We start from the raw sequence: 24,903 nt of genomic DNA, 5'->3' as shown, positions 1-24,903 counted from the left end.
TCAGTCCTCCTCGATCCGGGGCAGTTCGATCACGAAGTGCGCGCCGGGATAGCGCGAGTCGGCCACCTCGGCGTACCGGGCACGGCCGCCGTGCCGGGCCGCGATGCCGGCCACGATCGACAAGCCCAGCCCGGCCCCGCCGCGCCGGCGCGACTCGTCCAGCCGCACGAACCGCTCGAACACCCGCTCCCGGTCGGCTTCTGCGACTCCCGGACCGTCATCGCTCACTTCTACTAAGACCATCCCATTCTGCACCGAACTCGCAATACGGACTCGCTCCCGGGCGTGTACGCACGCGTTGTCGACGAGGTTACGTACGGCGCGACGCAGCTGCGCCTCGCTGCCGCGCACCTTTGCCGGGCCCGCGCGTACTTCGATCTCCACTGGCGCTTCGGCGCGCACGCGTTCGGCTTCAGCGCGGACGATGTCGTCCAAGTCGACCTCAGTGCGCGCGGGACGGTCTGTCGCGTCGTCAGTGCGCGCAAGCATCAGCAGGTCATCGACCAGTTCCCGCAGCCGTGCGGTCTCGCGGGTAATGACCGGCACCAGTTCGGTGGTGGTCTCTGGATGCTGGCTCGACACGTCCAGCGCGGTACTGATCGTCGAAAGCGGCGAGCGCAGCTCATGGCTCGCGTCGGCGACAAAGCGGCGTTGCGCGGCCTGTGCGGAACGCAGGCGTTCGAGCATCTCGTTCAGCGTGACAGCGAGCCGATGCACCTCGTCACCGCCGGGCGGCAGCGGTACGCGCAAGGCGAGGTCGCGTGTCGAGATCTCGGCGACGGTGCGACGCATCCGCTCGACCGGACGCAGTGCGGAGCCAACCGACCGATACACCGCGAAGCCAGCGATACCGAGCAGAGGCAGCGAGATCAAGCCGAGCAGCAGCGTGAGCCGCGTAGACGCTTCAGTGACCGGTTCCAGGGACCGTGCCGAGATGACGGTGAACGGCCCGCCGGGGCCGTTCACGCCTTCTGAGACCACGCGGTAGTCGCTGCCGTCCCCGTCGAGGCCGAGCGGCAACGTCTCGATGGCTTCTTGCCCCGGCGCGGGGCGTGCGTCCGTGAGAGCCGGACGGCCGACGATAGCCGGGTCGCTCGCGATAGGCGTGCCTCGCGATCCGAGCACCTGCGTGACCGCTTCGGTGTCGCCCGTGCTCGCGACGTCGCTCGGTGACAGGTCTCGCGCTCCCGCGCGCACCAGTTGGATCGCCACCTGACGTGCGGTGCTGCGCGCGCTCTCGGTGACGCTTCGGTCGAGCGATTGGTCCAGCAGCAGCACGACGACCACACACGCGGTCGCGATGGCCAGCGCGAGCGCGAGCACGGCGACGCCGGTGGTCCGCATCCGGACGCCAGCGGCAGCAACGAGTCTCACGCACGCAGCGTAACGATCCGAAAATGATCTCATCGCGGGCGGCGCGCAGCCAGCCGCTCCGACCTCAACGTGTCGACTTCCGCCAGCTCCAGCGGCTTCAACGAATGCCCGAGCACCCAGGAGAGCAGCAGGTCAGCCAGGTCCGGATTGCGCGCGAGCGCCGGACCGTGCAGATAGGTGCCGAGAACGTGGCCGGAGACCGCGCCCTCGGTGCCGTCGCCGTTGCCGGTGCCTCGCACGACTCGGCCCAGCGGCGAGCTGCCCGGGCCGACCACGCTGGCGCCCTGGTGGTTCTCGAACCCGGTCAGCGGAGCGTCGATCAGATCCGGCTGGACCACCAGCTCGGCCACCGCCCGCTGCTCGGCGGGCGCGGTGACGACATCGAGCAACCCGAGCCCGGGATGGTCGACGCCGTCGACACCGCGGAAGCTCGTGCCCAGGATCTGCAGGCCGGCGCACACCCCGAAGACCGGAGCGCCCTCGTCGGCCGCACGACGCAGGCCCGGCGAGCCGCGCAGGAAGTCCGCGGCCAGTACCTGCGCCATGTCCTCGCCGCCGCCGATCAAGTACAAGTCCAAAGCGGAGGGCAGGGCGGAGTCGAGCGAGACCGGCACTACCTCGGCGTCGTAGCCACGCCATTGCAACCGCTTGCAGAGCACCTGCGCGTTGCCGGAATCGCCGTACGTGCCCAGCACCTCGGGCAACAGCAGCCCGATGCCGACGGTCGAATCAGACATCGGGCAACCGGTCCACCAGATCGCGGAAGGCGGTGTAGTTGGCGACCAGTTCAACCCCTCCAGGCGGCAGCGTGTCGATCGCGCTGACCGGATCCGGTACCGACCAGTGCGGCACCTCGGCGTAGCAGAGGCGGACCGCGAGATCAGCCGACCGCTCGCCGGCCACCACGACCTGACGGCCGCGCAGCCGTTCGAAGTGCACGTCCCAGAGCCACGACAGATCGCGGCCGTCCGCCTCCTGCGCGTTGACCGCCACCACCACCGGGGTGTCTTCGTCCAGCACGCGCAGCGTCTCGGCCCAGCCCGCCGGGTTCTTCGCCAGCATCAGCCGCACCGAATGCCGGGTGCGGCGAACCGTCCGGTACCGGCCGCCGATGTCGGTGATCGTGCGCAGTCGTGCGGCAGCCGTGTGCGGGGGCACGCCGACGCAGTGCGCCGCGGCGAGCGCGAGCGCGGCGTTCGCCCGGTTGGCCTCGCCGGGCAGCCGCAGGTCGAGATCCACCCGGCGGCCAGCGGGAGTGGTGACCAGGTCGCCGTCCAGCGACCAGGTCGGCTCCGGCCGGGCGAACGCGCAGGCCGCGCACCGCCACTCGCGGTCGGCGTGGGTGATCGCGCCGCCGCAGCGCGGGCAGGAAACGGAATCGCCGGACCAGCGCCGTCCGGTGCCGACCCAGACCGGCCGGGCAGCCGCCGAGGCGGCCGAGGTGACCAGGACGTCGTCACAGTTCGCGACCACGACGGTACGGGGCAGCCGGGCGAACGCGGCGCGCAGATCGCGCTCCATCATCCGCACCTCGCCGACGCGATCCAGCTGGTCCCGGCTGAGATTGAGCAGCACCAGCGCGGCCGGCTGCACCTGCTCGGCCACCCACGGAACGTAGGTCTCGTCGACTTCCAGCACCGCGTACGGCGCGTCCGGATGGGCGGCCAGCGCGGCGACCACACCGTCCGGCATGTTCGCGCCGTCGCCGTTGTGCGCGACCTCGGCCAGCGCTTCGAGCGCGCGGGCGAGCATCAGCGCGGTGGTGGTCTTCCCGTTGGTGCCAGTGATCATCACGACGGTGCGATCCCTGCCGAGCCGGCGCAGCGCCGACGGATCGAGACGGAGGGTGACGCGGCCGCCGATGACGCCGCCGCGGCCGAGCCGAGCGGTACGGGAGAACCATGCGGTCAGCCGCCCGGCGGCGACCGACGCCCGGGTGCGCAGACGAGTGGACATCACGGCAAACCGTGCGCTTTGGACGCTGTGAATTCCCTGAGAGGGTGACTCCAGTCTCCGCTACCCTTCGTAAGCATTCTTACCGATCGGAGGTTGAACCATTCGCCAGCCCCCTTGACCACCCATAATGCCGGGCAAGTGTCAAGATCTTCCGCGAATACATCGGAGGTGTTAGCGTCCAAACCCGCTTGACGGCACCAGTAGCCGGTGACCGGGAAACACAGCGTCAACAGGCGGAGGCAGACGTGGACGAAACGCGTGGTCTAGACCAAAGTGGCACCTTGGAGCGAGGACTCGCGGTGCTCGAACACGTCGGCCAGCACCAGGAGATTTCCACCAATGCGCTGGCCCGGCAGCTGGGGCTGTCGCGCAGCGCGGCGTACCGGATCGTCGGCACACTCAAGCGGCTGGAGTACCTCGAGGCGGACAGCGTCACCGGGCGTGTACGGCTCGGCACCCGGCTGGTCGAACTGGGTGCCCGCGCGATGGCGGCGACCGACCTGCACCGGTGCGCGCCGCGGTACCTCACCGCGCTGGCCGAGCGCTCCGGCGAGACGACCTACCTCGCGGTGCCGGACAACGACGCGATGGTCTACGTCGCCACCGAACGCAGCGCCAACGCGGTCACCCTCACCTGCCGGCTGGGCACCCGCCGTCCGCAGCACGCCACGTCGCTGGGCAAGGCTTGGCTCGCCGCACTGCCGGAGGCGGACCGGGTGGAACGGGTGCGCCGGATGAAGCTCGACAACCTCACCCTCAAGACCATCAACGACCCGGTCCGGCTGCTGGACGAGCTGGCCCGCACCCGCCGCCGCGGCTGGGCGGTGGACGACCTGGAGAACGAGCCGGACGTCGGCTGCGTCGCGGCGGCGGTACGGGACCACTCCGGCCGTCCGATCGCGGCGATCAGCGTGGCCGGGCCCGCCCCGCGGGTGATGCGCCGGGCGGACGAGCTGGGCGCGACGGTGGCCGGTACCGCGGCCGCGTTGTCGATGCGACTGGGGTACGTCCGGAACCGCTGACCGGCTCTTCACCACATCGGGGGACAACTCAGGTCAGGCGACGCGCTGACCAGCGGCGATGAGTTGTCCACAGGCTTGTCGACTTGTGGATAAGCCTGTGGATCGACCGGGCGGACGACCGGAATTGTCGGCCCGGTGGCGGACCGTTGCGGGCATGAACCTCAGGTCCGCAGCCCGCCCGCTACCCGATTCCGGCCTCCTGTTTGCGACACGACTCGGCGCGCTCCAGCAGCAGCGCGCGCTCCCGCGCATTGCCCGTCATGGTCGCGGCGCGCTCGAACTCGGCGCGCGCCTCGTCATGGCGGCCAAGCTTGTACAGGAAGTCGCCGCGCACGCTCGGCAGCAAGTGGTAGTTCTTCAGCGCTGGCTCCTCCGTCAACCGGTCTACCAGCGCCAACCCAGCTTCCGGACCTTCGGCCATCGACACCGCGACGGCCCGGTTCAGTTCGATCACCGGAGACGGAGTGAGCTGCGCCAGCCCCGCGTAGAGCGCGGCGATCCGGGCCCAGTCGGTCTCCTCCGGCGTGAGCGCGACGGCGTGGCAGGCGGCGATCGCGGCCTGCGCCGAATACGGCCCGTAGGTGCCGTCCGCCAGCGTTTCGGAGCGCGCCAGCGCGGTGAGACCGCGCTGGATCAGCAGCCGGTCCCAGCGGCTGCGGTTCTGGTCCATGAGCAGCACCGGTTCGCCGTTCGGGCCGCTGCGCGCGGCCGAACGCGACGCCTGGATCTCCATCAACGCGACCAGTCCGTGCACCTCCGGTTCGGCCGGCATCAGGCCGGCCAGCACGCGGCCGAGGCGCAGCGCGTCCTCGCACAGGGCAGGCCGCATCCAGTCGTCGCCGCGGGTAGCGGCGTAACCCTCGTTGAAGATCAAATAGATCACTTCGAGCACCGCCGGGACCCGCGCGACGCGCTCGCCTCCGGTCGGCACCTCGAACGGGACCTTGGCATCGGCCAGCGTCTTCTTCGCTCGCACGATGCGCTGGGCGACGGCGGATTCCTTCACCAGGAAGGCGCGAGCGATCTCGTCCGTGGTGAGCCCGCCGAGCATCCGCAGGGTGAGCGCCACCCGCGCTTGGGTGGACAGCACCGGGTGGCAGGCGGTGAACACGAGGCGCAGCAGGTCGTCCTCGATGTGCTCGTCGTCGAGCACGGCGTCCAAGTCGGGCAGCACACCCTCGCCCAGCTGCTCCTGCGCCCGGCCGATCTCGTCCAGCTTGCGGCCGAGCGTCTCGTTCCGGCGGAACAGGTCGACCGCGCGCCGCTTCGCGATCGTCATCAGCCAGGCACCCGGATTGCGCGGCACACCGGTCTCCGGCCACTGTTCGAGCGCGGCGACGAGCGCGTCCTGCGCCAGCTCCTCGGCCAGGCCCACGTCGCGCACCATGCGCGCGAGACCCGCGATCACCCGAGCCGACTCGATCCGCCAAACGGCCTCTACGGCACCGTGCGTGTCCACCGCCCCATCAGACCGCCCCGGCCCGCCCGAGGCAACCCTCGGGCGGGCGCGCCGTCAGAGCTCGGCGGACAACGGCCGGATCTCGACGATGCCGGCCTGGCGGTCCGGGTTCGGAGCGCGCTTCATCAGCTCGACGATCTCCGCGACCGACTCGCCCTGCAGGATCCAGACGCCGGCGACCAGTTCCTTGGTCTCCGCGAACGGGCCGTCGACCAGCTGCGGAGTGCGGTCGCCCTCGAACCAGAGCAGCCGGGCCCCCTCGGCACTCGGGGTGAGCCCGGCGGCCTGGACGAAGTGCCCGGAAGCGACGAGCTCCTCGTTGAACCGGCCCATCTGCTCGGCCAGTTCGGGGCTCGGCGGCTCTCCCGCCTCAGACGCCTCGCTGGCCTTCACCATGACCAGGAATTTCACGCGTTGTTCTCCGCCTCGGCACGCAGTTTCTGCTCGGCCTCGCGCAGCTCCGGTGTCAGGTTGTCCCCGAAGTCCTCGGCCTCGAAGATCCGCCGGATCTCGATCTCGTGGTGCGCCCCGTCGGTGTTGGGCACGCGCTTGATCCACTCGACCGCCTCGGCCAGCGAACGGACCTGCAGGATCCAGAACCCGGCGATCAGCTCCTTGGTCTCGGCGAACGGCCCGTCGACCACGGTCGGCGCGCTGTCGCCGGAGAACTTCACCCGGGCCCCCTCGGAGCTGGGCGACAGCCCCTCACCTGCGAGCATCACGCCGGCCCGCACCAGTTCCTCGTTGAACTTGCCCATCTCAGCGAGCAGCTCGGTGCTCGGCAGCTGGCCGGCTTCGCTCTCTTCGCTGGCCTTCATGATCACCATGAATCGCATCTTCGGATTCCCTTCGCTCGTGGCTTGCTGTCACCGGTGCGTCGAACGGGCGGCGGCCGGATCGACACGATCCGCAAAGTTTTTTCCCCGCCGCGAAACTAGCAGTTCAGGCGAAGCTCGGTGGACAAATCGGGCATGGGATAATCACTCTCCGTGGCAGCCCTCCCCGACTCTCTCCGCGCCGCCCTCGACGAGGAGCTCGGCCGGTTCCCCGAATCCCGGCTCGCGCAGGCCGTCGAGCGGCTCAGCAAGCGCTATCGACAAGGCGACTCGGCAACGTCGCCGATCCTCGCCTCGGAGCTGGATGTCGCCGCGTACGCCGGATACCGGATGCCAGCCACCTACGCGGCGGTCAGCGCGGTCTTGGACGAGGTCGCTGCCGCCGCACCCGGCTTCGCGCCGAAGACTCACGTCGATGTCGGCGGCGGCACCGGAGCAGCGGTGTGGGCGGCGGCCGACGTCTGGCCGTCGCTGGAAAAATGCACCGTGCTGGAGCAGGTGGCTGCCGCGCTGGCGTTGGGTCGCAAGCTGGCGGCCAGCTCCGACGAGCCCGCGGTCCGGAACACGACCTGGCAGCGCGGCCTGGTGGATTCGGCGTCCGCCGCACCGGAGGCTGACCTGGTCACACTGTCGTACGTCCTCGGCGAGCTTCCCGAGAGCGGCCGTGCGGACGTCGTCCAGTGGCTCGCCGCGAAGGCGGGCACCGTCGTGCTCATCGAGCCCGGCACCCCGGCCGGGTTCGAGCGCGTCCGCGAGGCGCGCGAAGTGCTGCGCGGGATGGGGCGCAGCGTCGTCGCGCCGTGCCCGCACGACGACGCCTGCCCCATCAAGCCCGGTGAAGACTGGTGCCACTTCTCCGCCCGGCTGCCCCGCAGCGGCGTGCACCGCCGGATCAAGGCTGGCACGCTCGGTTTCGAAGACGAAAAGTTCTCCTACGTGGCAGCCACTTCCGCGCCGGTGGACCGTCCGTCCGCCCGGATCATCCGGCATCCGCGCAAACACAAGGGGTTCGTCCAGCTCGACCTGTGCACCGCCGACGGGCTCGCGCCCGGCACCGTCGTGTCGAAACGACACGGCGTCCGCTACCGCGCGGCCCGCGACGCGGAGTGGGGCGACGCCTGGAGCGTCGAGTAACGCCAAGACGCCAGCAAAACAGCCCGCGGCCTCAGCCCCAGCGGATGGGCAGGCTCTTGATGCCGTTTTGGAAGTTCGACCGCAGCCGCCGCACGTCCCCAGCCAGCCGGACCTCTCCCAGCTGATCGAACACCGCCTCGAACAAGGCGCGCATCTGCATCCGGGCGAGGTGCGAGCCAAGGCAGAAGTGCGGGCCGTGGCCGAAAGTCAGATGTTCGGTCGGCGCGCGCGTCACGTCGAACGCGTCCGGGTCGGCGAACACCGCCTCGTCCCGGTTCGCGGAGGAGAACCACACCACCACCTTGTCCCCCGCCTTGATGTCTACATTGGACAGCTGGGTGTCCGAGACGGCAGTGCGGCGAAAGTTCATCACCGGAGTCCACCAGCGCAACATCTCTTCCACCGCACCGGGAAGAAGGCTCCGGTCGGCCAGCAGCATCCGGTACTGCTCGGGATGTTCGAGCAACGCGAACATCCCGCCCGGCAGGCCGTTGCGCAGGGTTTCGTTTCCAGCCACGGAAAACAGCCAGAACAGGTTCTCGAATTCCTCGATCGACACCCGTCCGCCGTCGTCGTCGACGTACTGCATCAGGTTGCTCATCACGTCGTCGCCCGGGTGCGCGCGCTTGTGCTCGCCGAGGGCGTGCGCGTAGGCGTAGAGGTCCGGCATGCCAGCTCGGCTGCGCGGGTCCGGCATCTGGCCGTCCGGGCCGGGCTCCGGGCGCACCGCGAGGGCGCCGCGGGCGAGATCGGTGACATCGCTGGCCTGGACCGTCGCGCTCACCGCGTATTCGGCGTCTTGGTAGCCGATCACCCGGTTGCTCCAGTCGAACATCAGCCGGCGGTCCTGCTCGGGCACGCCGAAGACCTCGGCGAGAGTGAGCAACGGCAGATCGGCGGCCACGTCCTTGGCGAAGTCGCATTCTCCGCGGTCAGCGACCGCGGAGACGAGATCTTGTGCCCAGGTTTCGATCCGCTCCGAAATCCGGCTGACCGCGCGGGGCGTGAATGCTTTCGTGAGCAGCCCGCGCAGCCTGCCGTGCTCGGGCGGGTCCATGTTGAGCATCATCCGCCGGACGTAGCGCAGGTCCTCGGCCGTCGCCGGGTCCCGGATCTGAGTTCCGCCGAGCTGCGAGGAGAACAGCGCCGGGTTGCGGAGCACCTGCCGCACATCGGCGTGGCGGAGCACGGCCCAGAAGTCACCGATCCGCGTCACCGGGGTTTCCTGCCGCAGCTGTGCGAGGACGCGGTGGGGCACGCCCGTCAGGTACGTGTCCGGATCGACGATGGCAGCACTCGACACGATCCGACCCTAGCCCCTCGGCCACCGCCTGCGGAAAGATCCGTCTGGTGGAAAAGCTGAAGCTGCGCATTACCGGTCAAGGCGAGCCGCCGGTCCTGCTCCTGCACGGGCTCGGTTCCACCGGCGCGGTCTGGGACGCCATGGCCGGTCTGCTCGACCGTCGGCTGCTCATCCCGGACCTGCCCGGGCACGGCGGTTCGCCGCGGCTGCCCGAGTACACGTTCGAGGCGCTCGCCGCAGCGGTTGCCGAAGCACTGGACGAATCGGGTCCGGTCGTGGTCGTGGGCCATTCGCTCGGCGGTGTCGTCGCGCTGGAGCTGGCGAGCGGTCGCTATGGGCTGGACGTGCGCAGCGTGCTGGCCGTCGGGGTGAAGGTCGAATGGACCGAAGACGACCTGGCCCGGGCCGCCGCGATGGCGGCGCGTCCGCCGCGGCTGTTCACCACCCAAGAGGAGGCGGAAACCGCGTACCTGAAGGTCGCGGGGCTGACCGGCTTGGCCCCGGCGGACGCGGACGGCATCACCGAGACCCCGGACGGCTGGCGGCTGACGCTGGACTCGCCCGCGTTCGGCGTCGGCGCGCCGGACATGCCGCGGCTGCTGGCGGACGCGCGGTGTCCGGTGACCCTCGCCGCCGGCGAGAACGATCCGATGTCCCGGCCGGAGCAGCTGCACGCACTCACCGCGGACGCGGTCGTCCTGGCCGGGCTCGGGCACAACGCACACGTCGAGGATCCCGCCGCGGTCGCGGCGCTGCTCACCCCGCGGGCAGGCTGAGCGGCCGCTTAGACTGCCCGGGTGACGACCATCGATCCGGCCCGGACCGGGCTCGACCAGCTGCTGACGATCGAACCGCTCGAACTGAACCTGTTCCGAGGGTGGTGTCACCAGGGCTCCCCGCAGCGAGCGTTCGGCGGCCAGGTCGCGGCGCAAGCACTCACCGCGGCCGGGGCGACCGTGCCCGCCGAACGGCACGTGCACTCACTGCACGGCTACTTCATCCGCGGCGGCCGCACCGACATGCCGATCATCTACGAGGTCGAGCGCACCCGCGACGGCGGTTCGTTCACCACGCGCCGGGTGGTCGCGATCCAGAACGGCGAGAGCATCTTCAGCCTGTCCGCGTCGTTCCAGACCGAAGCGGACAGCAGCGCGCACCAAGCGCGCATGCCGGAAGCGCCCTCGCCCGACGAAGCGGGCGCGGTCGAACAGGACCGGTCGCCGATCGTGCTGTCCGCGATCGAGGTCCGGTTCGTGAGCGACCCGGAAACCGGCCTGCCCGACACCGGCCGCGGGCCGCGGCAGCGGATCTGGGTGCGGGCGAAGGACGCGCTGCCGGACGCGCCGCTGGCGCATGTCTGCGCGCTCACTTACATCTCCGACATCCGGCTGGCCGGCACCGCGCTGCTGCCGCACCGCGCCGACCCGGGCGAGCCGCAGCTGACGTCGCTGGACCACGCGGTGTGGTTCCACCGCTCGTTCCGCGCCGACGAGTGGCTGCTGTTCGACATGGAAAGTCCCAGCTTCGCCGGAACCCGCGGCCTGACCCACGGCGAGTTCTTCACCACCGACGGCCGGCTGGTCGCGTCGGTGACCCAGGAAGTCCTGCTGCGCCGGCGCTGAAGCGTCCTATTCAGACAGTCAGCCGAGCCGGACCCGCACCGGCTCGGCCGGCTCCTGGAGTGCCTCGGCGGCCGGTGTGCGCAGGATCTTGGACAGCTGCCACGCCTCCAGCCCAGCCAGCACCGTGTTCGCGACGACGAGCGCCAGATAGAGCCCAGCCTGCGGGGACAGCCGGAACGGATGCTGCTCGCTCGATCCGGCCAGCAAGGCCAGGTGACACACCACGACGACGACCATCGAAGCCGCGGACAACCCGCCGAGCACGATCAGTACCGCGCGCAGCACGCGGGTGCGCCGCCAGTGCAGCGATCCGGTGCGGACGAGGTCCGGCGTGCTGACCATGATCAGACCGCAGCCGTACCCGGAAAAACCGCCGACGGCGCCGCCGCCCGCGACCAGCGCGGTGGTGAGGTGATAGGAAACCGGAACCCGGTAGGCGGCGAGGATCGCGGCCACGCAGACCAGCAGTCCCAGTGGCAGATGCGGCCAGCCGTACCAGGGAAGCCGCCGTTCCATCCGGATGATCGACGGCAAATCGATGTCGCGGTACGCCTCGGGGTCACGCGAAGCCATTCGCACCGTTCCTCTCGTCCGGAAACCCCCGGTGTGTGCGGTGACCGGCGAAGCCTAGGCCAGGCCGCCGAGCCGTGCAAAATCCGACTGCCGCTGGGCCGGAAGCTGGCTGGTCAGCGGGGCGAAAGCGGTGGTCCCACGAAGCACTGCCGCTTCTCCGCCGAGGACGGGGCGCCGGAGCCGTTGCCGATGTTTCCCCCTCCGGAGCCAGCTCGCATGAGCCGGTCATTCACCCGCTTCGCACGCCGAATTTCCGGCGCGACAACGCGAGCCGCGAACTCTGGATTCGGTCCGCCGGCAGGCATCTTCACGTGACCCACACCACCCGCCCACTAGCCCGCGACCGCCCGACCAGCGTGAATCATCCGCGAACCGGGATTCACTCGTTGGTGGCCCCGCCAGGTTCCCCCGGAAAGTCCGGTAGAGCAATTTTCTGTCGGTGGTCCCGGTTAGGCTGCGGGCATGAACAACGACGAACGAACCGTCGCCGCCGAAGACCTCTCCCAAGGCCAGTGGTTCTGGCACGAACCCGCGCCCGGCCTGCGTTCCTGGCCGCTGCAGGTCGCCACGGCGGAGGTCGGGGAGAACGCGGTCCGCATCATCACCACCGACGAGGTGCGCGAGCTGGTCTCGTACGCCCGCGATCGCCGGGTCCGCCTGGCTGTCGCTTCCTAGCCGGGGAATCCGGCCCCGCTGCTACTGGGGAAAAGTTCAAGGGGAGGACCGGGTCGGCCGCACCGCGCGAGCAGCCCGTCTATTATGGACAGTGCCTCAGCGCGGGGGGCTCGTGCCGGTTTTCGAGGATTCTCCGCCGAGGATTCTCCGCCGCGGGTTCGCGGCCGCCGACTTCGGACAGGTCCGGCGATGAGCTGCCCGGCCAATGGATAACAGCCAGGCCCGGCAACAAACCCAGCAACCCACGGAATCACCCCGCCTGCGATCCCTCAGCAGCCAGGCCCTGCACCCAGCAATGTCGGCACCGGGCAGACAGGCCCAACACCCGGCATCCGCAACCCACCACCCAGCAGACAGGCCCAGCACCCGGTCTCCGCAACCCGGCACCTGGCACCCGGCAATCTCGGCAGTTCCTCAGTCGCCAGGCCGGTCCGCACCCGATCCAGCGACCGATTTCATTGCCCGGTAGCCAAAACCGCTCGAATCACCGCGTCCGGATGCCATTGAGCAGGACGTCCAGCAGATGCCGCGCACGCGGGTCCCACTCGTCCTCGTCCAGCCGCGTCAGGTAGCCCATCAGAATAAACAGATCCCGCGCATCGACGCCGGGGCGAACCGTTCCGGCGTCCTTCCCCGCGTCGAGAAGCAGCGTTACCGCGTCGCCCAGCGGGCCGTGGCTCCGCTCGGACAGGTCTTTCCACACCGCCGTCTCCAACGCGGCGAATACTCCGCGCTTCACCCGGGCGTACTCGATGATCCGGTCGAACCATCGCGACAGCGCCTCGACCGGCTCGTGCGCGGCCAGCAGTTCCGGGGCCAGCGCGACCAGCTCGTCGACTTCCTGCCGGTACACCTCGGCCAGCAAGTCCTCGCGCGTGGGGAAATGCCGGTACAGCGTGCCCTGGCCGACGCCGGCCAGCTTCGCCACCGCGTTCAGTCGCAGTTCGCCTTCGCCCGCGACTGCCTCGCGGGCGATCTCGACGATCCGCTCCCGGTTCTCCCGTGCGTCTGCCCGCCGGGCCTGGCTCATCGCCGGCCCCAGGTCTCGGCACCAGTGGAAACACACATGACGCAACGCTAGCGCTCCGGCTGCGGTAAACCGATTCATAACCCGCGCCCGTCCGCTGAAACATGCCGCGCATAACTGCGCCGAACCGATTGACAATGCTTCCGACCAGGGCAGAGGCTGGGGGCGGTGTCCGCGCCCAGTGATCATTCGCGACGGGACCGTTACCCTGTGGGCGGGCCGAAAACCTCAGCGAAAGGCCAGCCCGGCACCGAAGCGACGCCCGTCACTCTCCCCTGGTGAGGAACCCGATGCAGACCGAAACACCTGACCAGCTGCGGATCGCCGCGCTCGAAGAAACTGTCGCGGGGCTGGTGCGGCGGGTCGGGACGCTGGAGGCCGAGGCGGACATCCGGCGGCTGCAGGCGCGCTATCTGTTCCTTTGTGACACTCCCTGCCCGGAATTCGGCGTGGCGGACGACGCCGAGCGGATCGAGGCGATCATGGCCCTCTACGCCGAGGACGCGGTTTGGGAAGGCGTCGGCGAGTACTACGACGGGCAGTTCGGCCGGGCCGAGGGCGCTGCCGCGATCCGGGAGCACTTCCAGCGGTTCTGGGGCGAGAAAAAGGATCCCGAGCTGCTGCTCAACGCGCATTACCTGACGTCCGAGCAGATCCAGGTCGATGGCGACCATGCCACCGGGCAGTGGATCCACATGCAGCCGTGGCTGTTCTCCGACGGCAAGGCACTCCTGCGCTCCTCGCGGCTCAACAACGCGTTCCGCCGCGAACCCGAGGGCTGGCGGATCACGCGCACCCGCACCGAGAACGTCTTCATCGCGCCGCTGCCCGAGGGCTGGGCCAGCGACTATCCCTCGGCCTCGGTGCTGATGAAGCCGTGAGCACCGATCCGGTGGTCCACGTCGTGGACGACGACGAAGACCTGCGCCAGTCCCTGGTTTTCCTGCTGGAAAGCGTCGGGGTGCAGGCGCTGACCTACCCGGACGCCCAGACGTTCCTCGACGAGTTCGATCCGGCCGAGCCGGCCGTCGTCATCGTCGACGTGCGGATGCCCGCGATCAGCGGCTTCCAGCTCCAGGAAAAGCTCACCGAACTCGGCTGTCCGGCCCCGCTGATCTTCTGCTCCGCGCACGGCGACATCCCGATGTCCGTCCGCGCGCTCAACGCCGGCGCGGTCGACTTCCTGGAGAAGCCCTACCAGGCCCAGCGCATGGTCGAGGTGGTCCAGACCCAGCTCATCGAGGCCGGCCGCCGGTTCGCCGAGCACGCCGAGCGCCAGGCGGTCCGGGTCCGGCTCGACACGCTGACCCAGCGCGAACGCGAAGTGCTCCGGCTGGTCGTCGACGGGATGCCCAGCCAGGCCATCGCACATCGGCTCGGCACCAGCGTGAAGACCGTCGACGTGCACCGGGCCCGGATCAAGGCCAAGACCGCCGCCGACAGCCTCGGGACGCTGGTCCGGGACATTCTCACGCACCGGGTCACGATCTGAAGGACGGGAACCGCGCTGAGGAAACCGCACGACGGCGCAGGGACTAGCGAGGCAGCCCGAGACCAGCGCGATGGCACAGGGGCTAGCGCAACGACGCGAGACCTAGCGCGGCAGAGCAGCCGAGCGGGACAGCGGACGACCGTCGGCACCATCCGAACGCCCTGCGGCTTACCCCCGCAGCGCAGCCTCTACTCGGCAGCCAGCGGCCAACAACTCCGTTTCGTCCCCAGCCCGTCCGACCAGCTGCAGCCCCAACGGCAAGCCGGCCTCGTCCCGCATCGCCGGGATCGCGACCACCGGCAAGCCCAGCGCCTGCCAAGCCCGGCTCAGCACCGGATCTCCGGTGGCGGCCAGGCCTTCCGGTGCCGCCCCCAGCGCAGCCGGGGTGAGTACTGCGTCGTACCCGTCCATCAGCTCCGCCAGCCGGTCGCCGCCCGAGGCCACCGCGTCAAGCGCTGCCTCGTACTCGGCACGCGGCAGGGCCGCGCCACTACGCAGCAACCCGGCCAGCGGTGCGCTCAACCGGTCCGCCGAGGCCAGCTCGACGGACCGTTCCCGAGCCGCCTCGTAAGCCATCACCACCGGATGTGCTGTGGTCAACGCGGGGACCAACGCCGCATCGGGGAACTCGTCTACGACCACGCCGCCGGCTCGCAGCCGAGCGATCGCTGAGGCGAGCGCCGTCTTCATCGATGCGCTCACGTCGAAGGACGGCGCGTCGTTGACCAGCACCCGCAGAGACCGCGGCGGCGCGGCTTCCGGCGTGCCGGACAGCGCGGACCAGGCCAGCGCCAGATCGGAAACGGTCGCGGTGAACATGCCGTGGCTGTCCAGGCTCGGGCTCAGCCCGGCGACTCCGTCGACCGGGAACCGGCCGCGGGTCATCACCAGCGAGGCGACCCCGCAGAACGCGGCGGGCCGGGTGACCGAGCCTGCCGTCTGCGAGCCCAGCGCGAGCGGCACGTGACCAGCCGCGACGGCAGCAGCTGACCCGCTCGACGAGCCGCCTGGGGTATGCCCGGGTGCGGCCGGATTATCGGTCGGGCCGGGAGCGAAAAACGCGAATTCCGTGGTGACGGTCTTGCCGATCGGCGTCGCGCCGGCGCGCCGCCATTCGCGCACGATCGAAGCGTCCGCGGTGGCCGGTTCCGCGTCCGCGCGCAGCACTGAGCCGCAGCGAGTCGGGACCCCGGCCAGGTCGATGATGTCCTTGACGCCCAACGGAACTCCGGCCAGCGGGCCCGCCGAGATCGGCTCCGCGGCGGGGGCCACCCAGGCATCGTAAGAAGCCGCGGCGATCCGCGCGCGGGACTCGGCCAAGACCGCTTCCGGGGCGGTGCGGCCGGCGGTCAGATCCGCGACGAGGGTCCGCAGCGACCACGGGCCGGTCACGGCTGCGTCCAGGCGGCGTCGGCGGTCCAGTAGTCCATGCCGCTCGCGCTGACCGCGTGCCGCCACTCGGACGTCCGGCGCAGCAGCGGCTCGACGCGCGCCGTCGCCTCGTCCGCGGCGTCCGGGCCGTCCGCGGGAGCCTGCCAGTGCACCCAGCCGAGCTCGTGGCCGTTCTCGTCGTGCACGAACAGATCGACGTGCCGCCAGCCATAGCCGTGCGTGTCGTTGTAGCAGGTCAGGGTCATGCGCTCCACGGAACTCTCCTCAGGTCAGGCGCTGAGCGCGTGGAACCGGCGCTGGAAGTACACCAGCGCGCCGCTGTCCGGCGCGGTCAGCACCTTCTCGATTTCAACGAAGAGCACCGAGTGCGACCCGTGCTCCTGGTCCGCGACGATCCGGCCGACGAGCGAGGCGGCCGCGCCGCGCAGCACCGGGGCGTCCTCGCTGTCGAGGTCCCAGCACTGCTGGGAGAACCGTTCCGCGGTCGGCACCTTGGTCGCGCCGGCGAAGTGCATCGCCAGGTCCTCCTGGCCAGGGCTGAGGACGTTGACGCACACCCGCCCGTTCCCCACCAGGATCGCGTGCGACCGGCTCGACCGGTTGACGCAGACCAGCACCGTGGGCGGGCTGTCGGTGACCGAGCAGGCGGCACTCACCGTCATCCCGGCCAGCCCGTGCGGGCCGTCCGTGGTCACTACGTTGACGGCGGCGGAGAGGTTGGCCATCGCGGTGCGGAATTCGCGTTGGGTCCGGGTCAGCTCGGACACGATTCCTCCTGTGACTGCCGGGTGGACTTCCGGGACTGTCTCGACCGTACAAAGCCGTCGCGGGCACGGATATCGAGAACTTCCCCGGCGTAGCTGAAGAATTCCTAACCCGGGCCGGTCGCGGGCAGTGCGAAGCCGAACCGCGAACCGCCGCCTGCCCGGTGTTCGGCCCAGATCGTCCCGTGCTGCCGGGTGATGATGCGGTGGCTGAGCGCCAGTCCGATGCCGCTGCCGCGCTCCTTCGCCGTGAACGACTCGTCGAACGGGTTGCGCGGGAAGCCGCGGCCGCGATCGGCGACCGTCACCACGCCGGTTCCGCCGTCCCGTCGCGTCGTGAGCACCAGCTTGCGCCGCTGCGGCGGGCACTGCGCCATTTCCTCGATCGCGTTGAAGCACAGGTTCAGCACGACTTGGCCGGTCAGGACGCGTTCGCAGCGCACTGGCACCGGCTCGGCGGAGACCTCGAACACCACGTCCACAGCGGCCGGCTCGGCGCGCAACCGCACGAAGTACAGGCATTCTTCGACGATCTCGTTGAGATCCGCGGTCTGCTCGACGTGCTCCAGATGCCCGACGAACGCGCGCACCGACGACACGATCTGGCTGGCCCGTTCGATCTGCCGGACCGCGCTGTCGATGCCGTACACCACCGGCGGCGAATCGAGCGTGCGCGACCGCGCCCCGGCCAGGAAGTTGCCCGCCGCGGCGAGCGGCTGGCTCAGCTCGTGCGCGATCGCCATCGCCATGTCGCCCATCGCGGTGTAGCGCGCCAGGTAGTTCTCCCGGTGCAGCTCCCGGTCTCGCTGGACCTCGCCGCGGACCCGCTCGGACACGTCGTGCAGCAGCATCAGGAACGCGTCGCCGCCGGGCTCGCGAAGGCGTTCGACGCTACCCTCCAGCCACACCCGGCCCTGGATTTCGAGCCGTACCTGGGTGGTCGGCGCGGCGCGTTCGCGGACCTCGTCCCAGGCGGCCGGACGGCCGTCGAGGCGCAGGCCGGCGTGGTCGGTGAGGCTGCCCAGCGGCTCGTCCGGCGTCGCGCCGAACATCTCGACCGCGGAATCGGTGACGAACCGCAGCGCTCCCGAGGCGTCAAGCATCAACGCGACCGCGGACGTGTGCCGGGCCAGCGCGTCCACCCAGGACGTGGTCAGCCGCAGCTCGCGCTCGATTTCCTGCTCGCGTTCGATGTCGCGGAACTGCACCATCACCGCCGGGCCCTGTTCCAGCTCGACCCGGGTGGCCACCGCGTCGGTCGGGATCACCCGGCCGGATTTCGTGCGGTAATGCCATTCGATCCGGCTGACCCCGTGCTCGGCCGCCTCCTGCAGCCAGGCCCGGCCGATCACCCGGTCGTACTGCTGCGCGGAGCTGCTCATGTGGTTCGCCTTCAGCGGCCGCAGCTCGGTGACGCTCCATTCGAGCATCTCGCACGCGGCCGGGTTGGCCCACAGGATGTTCTTCGTCGCGCCGTCGTGGACGAGCACGCAGGTACGGCTGGCGTTGAGCATCGCGACGAAATCGTTCGTCGTCAGCTCGGGCGCGCGCGGGTCTGCCTCCATCGGCTCAGGGTAAAGCCCCAGGCCGGAGCGTCGCACTGAAGAAATCCCCTACGCCCGCTCAGGCACTACCAATTCCCGGGCGGCGGCGACGTTCGTACCGTCTCCAGGGACCGCACCGGCGTTCGACAGGAGCATGCGATGAGCGAAGTCACCCTGGAGGAGGTGCTCGCCGAGCTCGCCCAGCGCAAGGCCGAGTTCCAGCAGCAGCGTTACGTGCCGCGGGACTTCGTCGCCCGGCTCAAGCAGCTCGGCCTCTACCGCGCGAGCACGCCGGCCAAGTTCGGCGGCGAGCCGCTGCCGCCCGCGCAGTTCCTCGAGCTGATCGAGAAGATTTCCATTGTGGACGGTTCGACCGGCTGGGTGGCCAGCTTCGGCTCGTCGCTGATCTATCTCGCCGCGCTCCCGCTGGAGACCCAGGCCGAGCTGTACTCCGGCGGTCCGGACGTCGCGTTCGCCGGCGGCCTCTTCCCGGTCCAGCCCGCGCCGGCCACCGAAAACGGTTTCCGCGTCGACGGGCGCTGGAAGTTCGCCAGCGGCTGCATGGGCGCGGACATTCTCGGGGTCGGCATCCCGGGCGACGAGACGACCGGCGGGAAGCCGCGCACCGCGCTGCTGCGCCCGGAGCAGGTCGAGATCGTCCAGGAATGGGACGTCGTCGGCATGCGCGGCACCGGTTCGTTCGACCTGCTCGTGCGCGACGTCGAGGTCCCGCGCGAATGGACGTTCATCCGCGGCGGAGCGCCCACGGTGGACGAACCGCTCTACCGCTACCCCACGATCGCTTACGCCGCACAGGTTCTCGCCGTCGTCGGCGCGGGCGTCGCGCGCGCCGCACTGGACCACGCCCGCAAGGTCGGGGCTGGCTACACCGGCGTGACCGGCGCGCCGAAGCTCGCCGACCGCGGCTACTACCGCATCGGATACGCCGAGGCCGAGGCCGCTCTGCGGTCCGCCCGCGCCTGGTTCTACGAGGTCAGCCACGAGGTCTGGGAGACCGTCCTGGCCGGCGACGAGGCGACCGACGAGCAGAACGCGCAGCTGCGGCTTTCCTCGGCGCACCTGGCGAAGGTGTCGTCCGAAGTGGTCTCAAAGCTGGTCGAGATCTCCGGCACCGCCCCGATCTACTCGACGCATCCGCTGCGTGGACTTCAGGGCGACGCACTGGTACCCAAGCAGCATGCGTTCCTGGGCCCGGCGATCCACGACGCCGCCGGCGCGGTCCTCCTGGGACAGCCGCCGACCAGCCCCGGATTCCGCTGATCAGCCACCCACCACGACGAGGAGACCAGGCGTGAGCACACAGCCCCTGCGGGTGCTTTTCTGCATCGGCATCAACCAGAACTTCTTCGACCTGCCCGCCGACGGCATCACCATCGGCGATGTCTGGCAGTCGTTCGTATCCATGATGGACCAGCTGAAAGCGTTGCCCGGCATCACTTTCATCGGCGACATCGACGACGACGCGCACTTGGTCGGTCCCTCCGACGGCTGGCCGTGGACCTGCTACATCCTGGCCGACGCCGACAGCCAGGAGACCGTTAAGGCCGGCTGCAACCTGCTGCGCACTGTCGAGGTCGGCAGCAACGGCGTGAAGCTGTGGCGCTTCGCCAAGATCGAAGCCCGGATCGGCCGTCCGCTGACCGTCCGCGAAGACGTCGAACTCCCCGACTGAACCGGAGACCTCATGACTGAGCAGACCACTCCGGCCGACTACGCCGAGAGCGACCGCGTCGCCGCCCGGCTGTACACCGACCCGGAGATCTTCGAACGCGAGATGACGCAGATCTTCGAGCGGTCCTGGGTGTGGGTCGCCCACGAAAGCGAACTGGCCGAGCCAGGCAACTTCAAATCGACTTATGTCGGCCGCCAGCCGGTGATCGTCACCCGCGACCGCAAGGGCACGCTGCACACGATGCTCAACCGCTGCCGCCACCGCGGCGCGAGCCTGTGCGAGAAGCCGAAGGGCAAGGCCAACGGCTTCACCTGCCCGTACCACGCGTGGAGCTACGGCCTCGACGGCAAGCTGCGCGGCATCCCGTACCCGGACGGCTACGAGGGCGTGCTGGAAAAGGGCGAGCTGTCGCTGAAGAAACTGCGCACCGAGTCCTACGGCGGCATGGTGTTCGCGACTTTCGCGGAGGACGGCGAGTCGCTGGAGGACTTCCTCGGCGACGCGAAGCTGTGGATCGACCGGTTCATGAAGCAGGGCGGCGGCTACCCGATCAAGGTGCTGGGCAAGCACCAGTTCAAGTTCCGCGGCAACTGGAAGATCCAGCTGGAGAACACCACCGACGGCTACCACTTCCCGATCGTGCACCGGTCTTGGATGGCATCGGTGGACTCGGAGACGGCGGACATGATGTCGTTCATGACCGACCCGTCGGCGATCACGCATTCGCTCGGCAACGGGCACAGCGTCATGCAGATGGTGCCGGAGCACTCCGACCTCGACGTCGACGACGGCGTCGAACCGTTGCAGGCCCGGTTCGACCACGTGGTGGCTGAGCTGTCGAAGACGCTGGACGAGGCGCAGGTGCGCAAGGTGGTCCGCGCCATGCACGGAACCGGATTCAACCTGAACCTGTTCCCGAACGTGTCGATGTCCGCGGCGTTCTTCCGCGTCCTGCGGCCGATTTCGGTGGACGAGACGCTGATCGAGCACGTCGCGATCGGTCCGGACGGACCGCCGGAGCTGGACGTGGTCAACCGCGAACGGCTGCGCATCCACGAACATTTCCAGGGCCCGTTCGGGTTCGGCACGCCCGACGACGCCGAAGGCTGGGACCGGGTGCAGCGCGGCGCACACGGCGGACCGGACCTGCCGATCCTGGTCAACCGCGGGCTGGCGCGAGAGAAGGCCAGCGCCGAAGGCTGGCCGACCTCGCACGTCACCGACGAAACCGGCATGCGCGCCGCGTACGCCCAGTGGAAGGAGATGATGGGCGATGACTGAGACCATCCCCACCACGGACACCCGGGTCGCGCGCGCGGTCGACCTCGTCAACCGCGAGGCGGAACTGCTCGATCGCACCGAATACCACGCCTGGGAGAAGCTGTTCACCGACGACGGCATCTACGTCATCCCGATCGACCGGGACACCGACGACTTCGCCGGCACGCTGAACATGGTCTACGACGACGCGCGGATGCGGCAGATGCGCATCGCGCGGATGACCGAGGGGTACGCGATCGCCGCCGTCGATTCCGCGCGCACGGTGCGCACGGTGGCGCGGTTCGTGCCGGAATCAGTGTCGGACACCGAGGTGGTGCTTCGGTCTGCCCAGACTTTGGTCGCGTACAAGCGCGGCAACCACGACCTGTGGGCGGCGGATCTGGTGCACCGCATCCAGCTGTCGCCCGACAGCCCGGACGGCGACCGGATCGCGTTGAAGGTCATCCGGCTGGTCAACAGCGACGAAGCCGTTCCGGCGGCGGGGTTCCTGCTGTGAGCGCCCCGGCGGAGCGGCACGTCGCCGTAGTCACCGGCGGTGCCAACGGACTGGGCGAGGCAATCGTCCGGCAGTTGCACGCCGAGGGCTACCGCGTCGCGATCGCCGACCTCGACGGTGCCGCGGCCGAACAGCTGGCGGCCGCACTCGACGGTTGCCGCGGCTACCCGGTCGACGTGAGCGACCGTGCCGCGCTGGCACAGCTGAAGGACGATGTCGTCCGCGATTTCGGCAGCGTCCAGGTGCTGGTCAACAACGCGGCCCGCACACAGGCGCGACCGCTGATGGAAATCACGCCGGACGAACTCGACGCCGTCCTGGCCGTCAACTTCACCGGCACGTTCGTCGCCTGCCAGCTGTTCGGCACGTACTTCGCCGAGCAGGGCTACGGGCGGATCGTGAACATGGCGTCGCTGGCCGGCCAGAACGGCGGCACCGCGACCGGCGGGCACTACGCGTCGTCCAAGGGCGCGATCATGTCCGCGACGAAGGTGTTCGCCCGCGAACTCGCCCCGCGCGGGGTCACGGTGAACTCGGTGTCGCCCGGACCGCTGGACAGCCCGATGGTGCGGTCGATCGTCGGCGAGGACAACCTCGAAGCCTTCGCGAAGAACATCCCCGTCGGGCGGCTGGGCGATCCGGCGTTCGTCGCGCGGATGGTGTCGCTGCTCGCCTCGCCCGGCGCGGCCTCGGTCACCGGGGCCTGCTGGGACGCCAACGGCGGCCTTTACTTGCGCTGATTCTCTTGCGCCGAAACGGAGAGCCGATGTCGAACACCGTGGTCCGGGTAGCCGAGGTCGTCGAGGAAGCACCGGGGATCCGGGCGCTTCGCCTCGTCCGCGCCGACGGTCTGCCGTTCGACCCGCACCCGGCCGGTGCGCACGTCGACGTCACCGGCCCGACCGGGATCCTGCGCCAGTACTCGCTGTGCGGGCGGCCGGACGACACGGCGTCGTTGCTCATCGCGGTGAAGCGGGAGCCCGATTCCCGCGGCGGTTCGGCGGCGCTGCACACCGTCTCGGAGGACGACAAGCTCGAAATCGGCGAGCCCCGGAACCTGCTTTCGCTGGCTCCGGAGGCGGACCGGCACGTGCTCGTCGCGGGCGGCATCGGCGTCACTCCGTTGCTGAGTCTGGCTTATCAACTGCAGGCGGACGGTGCGGATTTCGAGTTGCACTACTTCGCACGCAGCCGGGAGTCGGCGGCTTTCGTTTCACTGCTGGAAGAGCGGGTTGAATTCCGGGACCGGGTGCGGCTGCGTTTCGGCGTGCCGCGCGCGGACCAACCCGCGGTGCTGCGGGAACTGGCAGCTGGACTCGGTGCCGCCGCGCACGTGTACACCTGCGGTCCGGAAGGTTTCATGGACCAGGTGATCGGCGTGTTCGCGCCGGTGGTCGGGGAAGCGCAGGTGCACGTCGAACATTTCACCGCGGCCGAGGTGGACACCAGCGGCGATCAGCCGTTCACCGTCGAACTCGACACCGGCGAGGTGTTCGAGATCCCGGCGGATAAATCGATCCTTTCGGTGCTGACAGACAACGGGATCGAGGTGTTCAAATCGTGCGAGGAAGGCATTTGCGGGTCGTGTGTGTCCGGCGTGCTGGAAGGCATCCCGGAGCACCGCGACCAGTGCCTTTCAGCCAGCGACAAGGCAGCTGGCGACCAGATGGCCCTGTGCGTCTCGCGCGCCCGCTCGGAAAAACTGGTGATCGAGCTGTACTGACGGAGCGGCCGGAATCCATTCCGGCCGCTCCGTCTAGTTATTGATAGATTTTATTTATCAATCCGGCGGAAATTGGACTTTGCCTCTTGGCTCACACTTTCCCTAAGCTGTGCCCACCAATTTCTTATCACCGGCCACTTCGCGCATTCGGCGCGAGCAGACGAAAGGCCAGCCATGGCCAAACGCGACGAAGCGAACTCCCCCGGCGTGCTGCGGCTCGGTTTCGCCGCCGGCGTCGGCACTTCCCTGGAAATGTACGACTTCTCCATCTACGGCACCGCGGCCGCCCTGGTGTTCGGATCGGTCTTCTTCAAGACCGGCAACGCCTGGTTCGGCACTTTCATGAGTCTCGCGACGTTCGCGATCGGCTTCGTGATGGCCCCGCTCGGCGCCGCGCTCTTCGGCTGGCTCGGCGACCGCCGCGGCCGGCGGACCGCGCTGTACGCGGCCTTCCTGCTGATGGGTTTCGCCACCCTAGGCATGGGCGTCCTCCCGCCGTACGCGGTGATCGGCATCGCCGCGCCGCTGCTGCTGGTCGGCCTGCGCTTGCTGCACGGCGCCGCTCGCGGCGGGGAAAGCGCCGGCGCGGCGGTATTCGCCGTCGAGCACGCTCCGGAAAGACGACGCGGCTTGTACGGTTCGTTCGTCGCGCTCGGTTCCCCGATCGGCGTGGTACTGGCGAATCTGGCGTTCGCGCTCGTTCTTTTGCTGCCGGACAAGGACGTCATGAGCTGGGGCTGGCGTTTGCCGTTCCTGGCCGGCGGCGTCGTGCTGGCGATCGGCATCTGGATCCGCCGCGGCGTTTCGGAAAGCCCGGAATTCCAGGAAATGGCCGCCTCGGAAACCCGCGCGAAGAAGCCGCTGGCGGACGTTCTGCGTTCGCATTGGCGGCGGCTGCTGCTGATCGCCGGCGCGAACCTGGGCCTCACCGCGTGCACGTTCGCCTTGGTGACGTTCATGCTTTCCTACGCGACCGCCGCCGCCCCGGAGGGACTCGGCCTGCCACGTGCCCCGATCGTCACCATTTCGACGGTCGCCCTGCTGCTGCACGCCGCCGCGAACGTCGGGTCCGCCTGGCTGTCCGACCGGATCGGCCGCAAGCCGGTCATGCTCACCGGCTCGGTCCTGTCGATCGCCGCCGCGCTGGCGATGTTCCCAATCGCCTCGGCGGGCACCATCACGTCGGTATTCGTCGCGCTGGTGCTCGGCTTCACCGCGACCGGCATCCTGTTCGGCCCGATGTACACCTGGTTCGCCGAGCTGTTCCCGCGCGAACAGCGCCAATCCGGTCTTGGCGTGGGCTATCACGTCGGCGCGGTTCTCGGCGGCGGCCTGTCCCCGATGATCGCGAACCGCATCGTGGCCGCCACCGGCGACGCCCTCGCGGTCGGCTACTACCTGGCCGCGCTGCTGGTAGTGAGCCTGATCTGCCTGCTGCTCCTGCCGGAAACCGCGCCGGCTCGGCGAGCCGCCGAACCGTCCCGCGAGCTGGTCGGCTGACCGGTCGCCCGTGAGCACCGGTCCCGGCGCTCACGGG

Annotated in this window: 27 protein-coding genes; 14 read left to right on the top strand and 13 right to left on the bottom strand. The window is 69.5% G+C overall.

The genetic code is table 11. The features are described from left to right. The 3 genes from AMYBE_RS0136545 to AMYBE_RS0136535 all read right to left on the bottom strand — a co-directional run bounded on the left by AMYBE_RS0136545 (position 1) and on the right by AMYBE_RS0136535 (position 3,330). Complete coding sequence (locus AMYBE_RS0136545; protein ID WP_245573326.1) at positions 1-1,323, bottom strand: HAMP domain-containing sensor histidine kinase; 1,323 nt, start codon at positions 1,321-1,323, stop codon at positions 1-3. 80 nt (positions 1,324-1,403) lie between these two features. Further along, the gene (locus AMYBE_RS0136540; protein ID WP_020664350.1) at positions 1,404-2,111 is read right to left on the bottom strand and encodes a type 1 glutamine amidotransferase; all 708 of its coding nucleotides are present in this window, start codon (positions 2,109-2,111) and stop codon (positions 1,404-1,406) included. Then, on the bottom strand, positions 2,104-3,330 hold the full coding sequence (locus tag AMYBE_RS0136535) for a MurT ligase domain-containing protein (RefSeq protein WP_020664349.1): 1,227 nt from the start codon (positions 3,328-3,330) through the stop codon (positions 2,104-2,106). Before AMYBE_RS0136535 ends, AMYBE_RS0136540 begins: the two co-directional genes overlap by 8 nt. 245 nt (positions 3,331-3,575) lie before the next feature. Between AMYBE_RS0136535 and AMYBE_RS0136530 the strand changes: the two genes are divergently transcribed. Next, positions 3,576-4,352 (top strand): IclR family transcriptional regulator domain-containing protein, encoded by a 777-nt coding sequence (locus tag AMYBE_RS0136530; protein WP_027928398.1) that lies wholly within the window; start codon positions 3,576-3,578, stop codon positions 4,350-4,352. Between the two features lie 181 nt (positions 4,353-4,533). Here the strand turns inward: AMYBE_RS0136530 and AMYBE_RS0136525 are convergent, their stop codons facing one another. From AMYBE_RS0136525 to AMYBE_RS0136515, 3 genes are read right to left on the bottom strand one after another with little or no spacing between them, the layout of a single operon-like run. Further along, positions 4,534-5,811, bottom strand: a complete 1,278-nt coding sequence (locus AMYBE_RS0136525; protein ID WP_027928397.1) for an RNA polymerase sigma factor — start codon at positions 5,809-5,811, stop codon at positions 4,534-4,536. Between the two features lie 54 nt (positions 5,812-5,865). After that, entirely contained in the window at positions 5,866-6,222 is a 357-nt protein-coding gene (locus AMYBE_RS0136520; RefSeq protein ID WP_020664346.1) for a YciI family protein, read from the bottom strand. Beyond that, positions 6,219-6,647, bottom strand: coding sequence for a YciI family protein (locus AMYBE_RS0136515; RefSeq protein WP_020664345.1), 429 nt, complete (start codon positions 6,645-6,647; stop codon positions 6,219-6,221). Before AMYBE_RS0136515 ends, AMYBE_RS0136520 begins: the two co-directional genes overlap by 4 nt. Positions 6,648-6,800: 153 nt before the next feature. Between AMYBE_RS0136515 and AMYBE_RS0136510 the strand changes: the two genes are divergently transcribed. After that, positions 6,801-7,781 (top strand): small ribosomal subunit Rsm22 family protein, encoded by a 981-nt coding sequence (locus AMYBE_RS0136510; RefSeq protein WP_020664344.1) that lies wholly within the window; start codon positions 6,801-6,803, stop codon positions 7,779-7,781. A gap of 31 nt (positions 7,782-7,812) precedes the next feature. Here AMYBE_RS0136510 and AMYBE_RS0136505 read toward each other — a convergent pair whose 3' ends face one another. After that, positions 7,813-9,084, bottom strand: a complete 1,272-nt coding sequence (locus tag AMYBE_RS0136505; protein WP_020664343.1) for a cytochrome P450 — start codon at positions 9,082-9,084, stop codon at positions 7,813-7,815. A gap of 47 nt (positions 9,085-9,131) precedes the next feature. Between AMYBE_RS0136505 and AMYBE_RS0136500 the strand changes: the two genes are divergently transcribed. Together AMYBE_RS0136500 and AMYBE_RS0136495 are read left to right on the top strand one after the other, a co-directional pair. After that, a complete protein-coding gene (locus tag AMYBE_RS0136500; protein ID WP_020664342.1) occupies positions 9,132-9,860 on the top strand; it encodes an alpha/beta fold hydrolase in 729 nt (242 codons plus the stop codon). 21 nt (positions 9,861-9,881) lie between these two features. After that, complete coding sequence (locus tag AMYBE_RS0136495; protein WP_020664341.1) at positions 9,882-10,706, top strand: acyl-CoA thioesterase; 825 nt, start codon at positions 9,882-9,884, stop codon at positions 10,704-10,706. 18 nt (positions 10,707-10,724) lie between these two features. Here AMYBE_RS0136495 and AMYBE_RS0136490 read toward each other — a convergent pair whose 3' ends face one another. Further along, positions 10,725-11,279, bottom strand: coding sequence for a hypothetical protein (locus AMYBE_RS0136490; RefSeq protein WP_020664340.1), 555 nt, complete (start codon positions 11,277-11,279; stop codon positions 10,725-10,727). A gap of 462 nt (positions 11,280-11,741) precedes the next feature. Here AMYBE_RS0136490 and AMYBE_RS0136485 point away from each other — a divergent pair, with 462 nt between their 5' ends. Beyond that, on the top strand, positions 11,742-11,954 hold the full coding sequence (locus tag AMYBE_RS0136485; RefSeq protein WP_020664339.1) for a hypothetical protein: 213 nt from the start codon (positions 11,742-11,744) through the stop codon (positions 11,952-11,954). A gap of 484 nt (positions 11,955-12,438) precedes the next feature. Here AMYBE_RS0136485 and AMYBE_RS0136480 read toward each other — a convergent pair whose 3' ends face one another. Then, positions 12,439-12,984, bottom strand: coding sequence for a TetR/AcrR family transcriptional regulator (locus AMYBE_RS0136480; protein ID WP_020664338.1), 546 nt, complete (start codon positions 12,982-12,984; stop codon positions 12,439-12,441). Between the two features lie 287 nt (positions 12,985-13,271). Here AMYBE_RS0136480 and AMYBE_RS0136475 point away from each other — a divergent pair, with 287 nt between their 5' ends. Both AMYBE_RS0136475 and AMYBE_RS0136470 read left to right on the top strand, forming a co-directional pair. Beyond that, positions 13,272-13,862 (top strand): nuclear transport factor 2 family protein, encoded by a 591-nt coding sequence (locus AMYBE_RS0136475; protein WP_020664337.1) that lies wholly within the window; start codon positions 13,272-13,274, stop codon positions 13,860-13,862. Beyond that, complete coding sequence (locus tag AMYBE_RS0136470; protein ID WP_020664336.1) at positions 13,859-14,473, top strand: response regulator transcription factor; 615 nt, start codon at positions 13,859-13,861, stop codon at positions 14,471-14,473. The genes AMYBE_RS0136475 and AMYBE_RS0136470 overlap by 4 nt, the downstream gene beginning before the upstream one ends. A 168-nt stretch (positions 14,474-14,641) precedes the next feature. Here the strand turns inward: AMYBE_RS0136470 and AMYBE_RS0136465 are convergent, their stop codons facing one another. The 4 genes from AMYBE_RS0136465 to AMYBE_RS0136450 all read right to left on the bottom strand — a co-directional run bounded on the left by AMYBE_RS0136465 (position 14,642) and on the right by AMYBE_RS0136450 (position 18,194). Further along, positions 14,642-15,865, bottom strand: coding sequence for an amidase (locus AMYBE_RS0136465; protein WP_020664335.1), 1,224 nt, complete (start codon positions 15,863-15,865; stop codon positions 14,642-14,644). Next, entirely contained in the window at positions 15,862-16,110 is a 249-nt protein-coding gene (locus AMYBE_RS0136460; RefSeq protein ID WP_020664334.1) for a hypothetical protein, read from the bottom strand. The genes AMYBE_RS0136465 and AMYBE_RS0136460 overlap by 4 nt, the downstream gene beginning before the upstream one ends. Positions 16,111-16,134: 24 nt before the next feature. Next, positions 16,135-16,632, bottom strand: coding sequence for a flavin reductase (locus AMYBE_RS0136455; protein WP_020664333.1), 498 nt, complete (start codon positions 16,630-16,632; stop codon positions 16,135-16,137). 104 nt (positions 16,633-16,736) lie between these two features. After that, positions 16,737-18,194, bottom strand: a complete 1,458-nt coding sequence (locus AMYBE_RS0136450) for a PAS domain-containing sensor histidine kinase (RefSeq protein ID WP_020664332.1) — start codon at positions 18,192-18,194, stop codon at positions 16,737-16,739. Positions 18,195-18,332: 138 nt separating this feature from the next. Between AMYBE_RS0136450 and AMYBE_RS0136445 the strand changes: the two genes are divergently transcribed. The 7 genes from AMYBE_RS0136445 to AMYBE_RS0136415 all read left to right on the top strand — a co-directional run bounded on the left by AMYBE_RS0136445 (position 18,333) and on the right by AMYBE_RS0136415 (position 24,866). Next, a complete protein-coding gene (locus AMYBE_RS0136445) occupies positions 18,333-19,454 on the top strand; it encodes an acyl-CoA dehydrogenase family protein (protein WP_020664331.1) in 1,122 nt (373 codons plus the stop codon). A 31-nt stretch (positions 19,455-19,485) separates the two neighbouring features. Continuing rightward, positions 19,486-19,866: a hypothetical protein gene (locus AMYBE_RS0136440; protein ID WP_020664330.1), complete on the top strand. Its 381-nt coding sequence runs from the start codon at positions 19,486-19,488 to the stop codon at positions 19,864-19,866. Positions 19,867-19,878: 12 nt separating this feature from the next. Next, the gene (locus tag AMYBE_RS0136435) at positions 19,879-21,147 is read left to right on the top strand and encodes an aromatic ring-hydroxylating oxygenase subunit alpha (protein WP_020664329.1); all 1,269 of its coding nucleotides are present in this window, start codon (positions 19,879-19,881) and stop codon (positions 21,145-21,147) included. Further along, positions 21,140-21,643 carry an aromatic-ring-hydroxylating dioxygenase subunit beta gene (locus AMYBE_RS0136430; protein WP_020664328.1) on the top strand — a complete coding sequence of 168 codons (504 nt, stop codon included), beginning with the start codon at positions 21,140-21,142 and terminating at the stop codon, positions 21,641-21,643. Before AMYBE_RS0136435 ends, AMYBE_RS0136430 begins: the two co-directional genes overlap by 8 nt. Next, complete coding sequence (locus AMYBE_RS0136425; protein WP_020664327.1) at positions 21,640-22,383, top strand: SDR family NAD(P)-dependent oxidoreductase; 744 nt, start codon at positions 21,640-21,642, stop codon at positions 22,381-22,383. Before AMYBE_RS0136430 ends, AMYBE_RS0136425 begins: the two co-directional genes overlap by 4 nt. 26 nt (positions 22,384-22,409) lie before the next feature. Then, entirely contained in the window at positions 22,410-23,366 is a 957-nt protein-coding gene (locus tag AMYBE_RS0136420) for a PDR/VanB family oxidoreductase (RefSeq protein WP_020664326.1), read from the top strand. A gap of 174 nt (positions 23,367-23,540) precedes the next feature. Beyond that, positions 23,541-24,866, top strand: a complete 1,326-nt coding sequence (locus tag AMYBE_RS0136415) for an MFS transporter (RefSeq protein ID WP_020664325.1) — start codon at positions 23,541-23,543, stop codon at positions 24,864-24,866. The last annotated feature ends 37 nt before the right edge of the window (positions 24,867-24,903 follow it).

Origin of the sequence: Amycolatopsis benzoatilytica AK 16/65 (assembly GCF_000383915.1) — a bacterium.
GTDB classification, from domain to species: Bacteria; Actinomycetota; Actinomycetes; order Mycobacteriales; family Pseudonocardiaceae; genus Amycolatopsis; species Amycolatopsis benzoatilytica.
The sequence above is the reverse complement of the archived record's forward strand: the minus strand, read 5'-3'. Positions and strand labels throughout refer to the sequence as shown.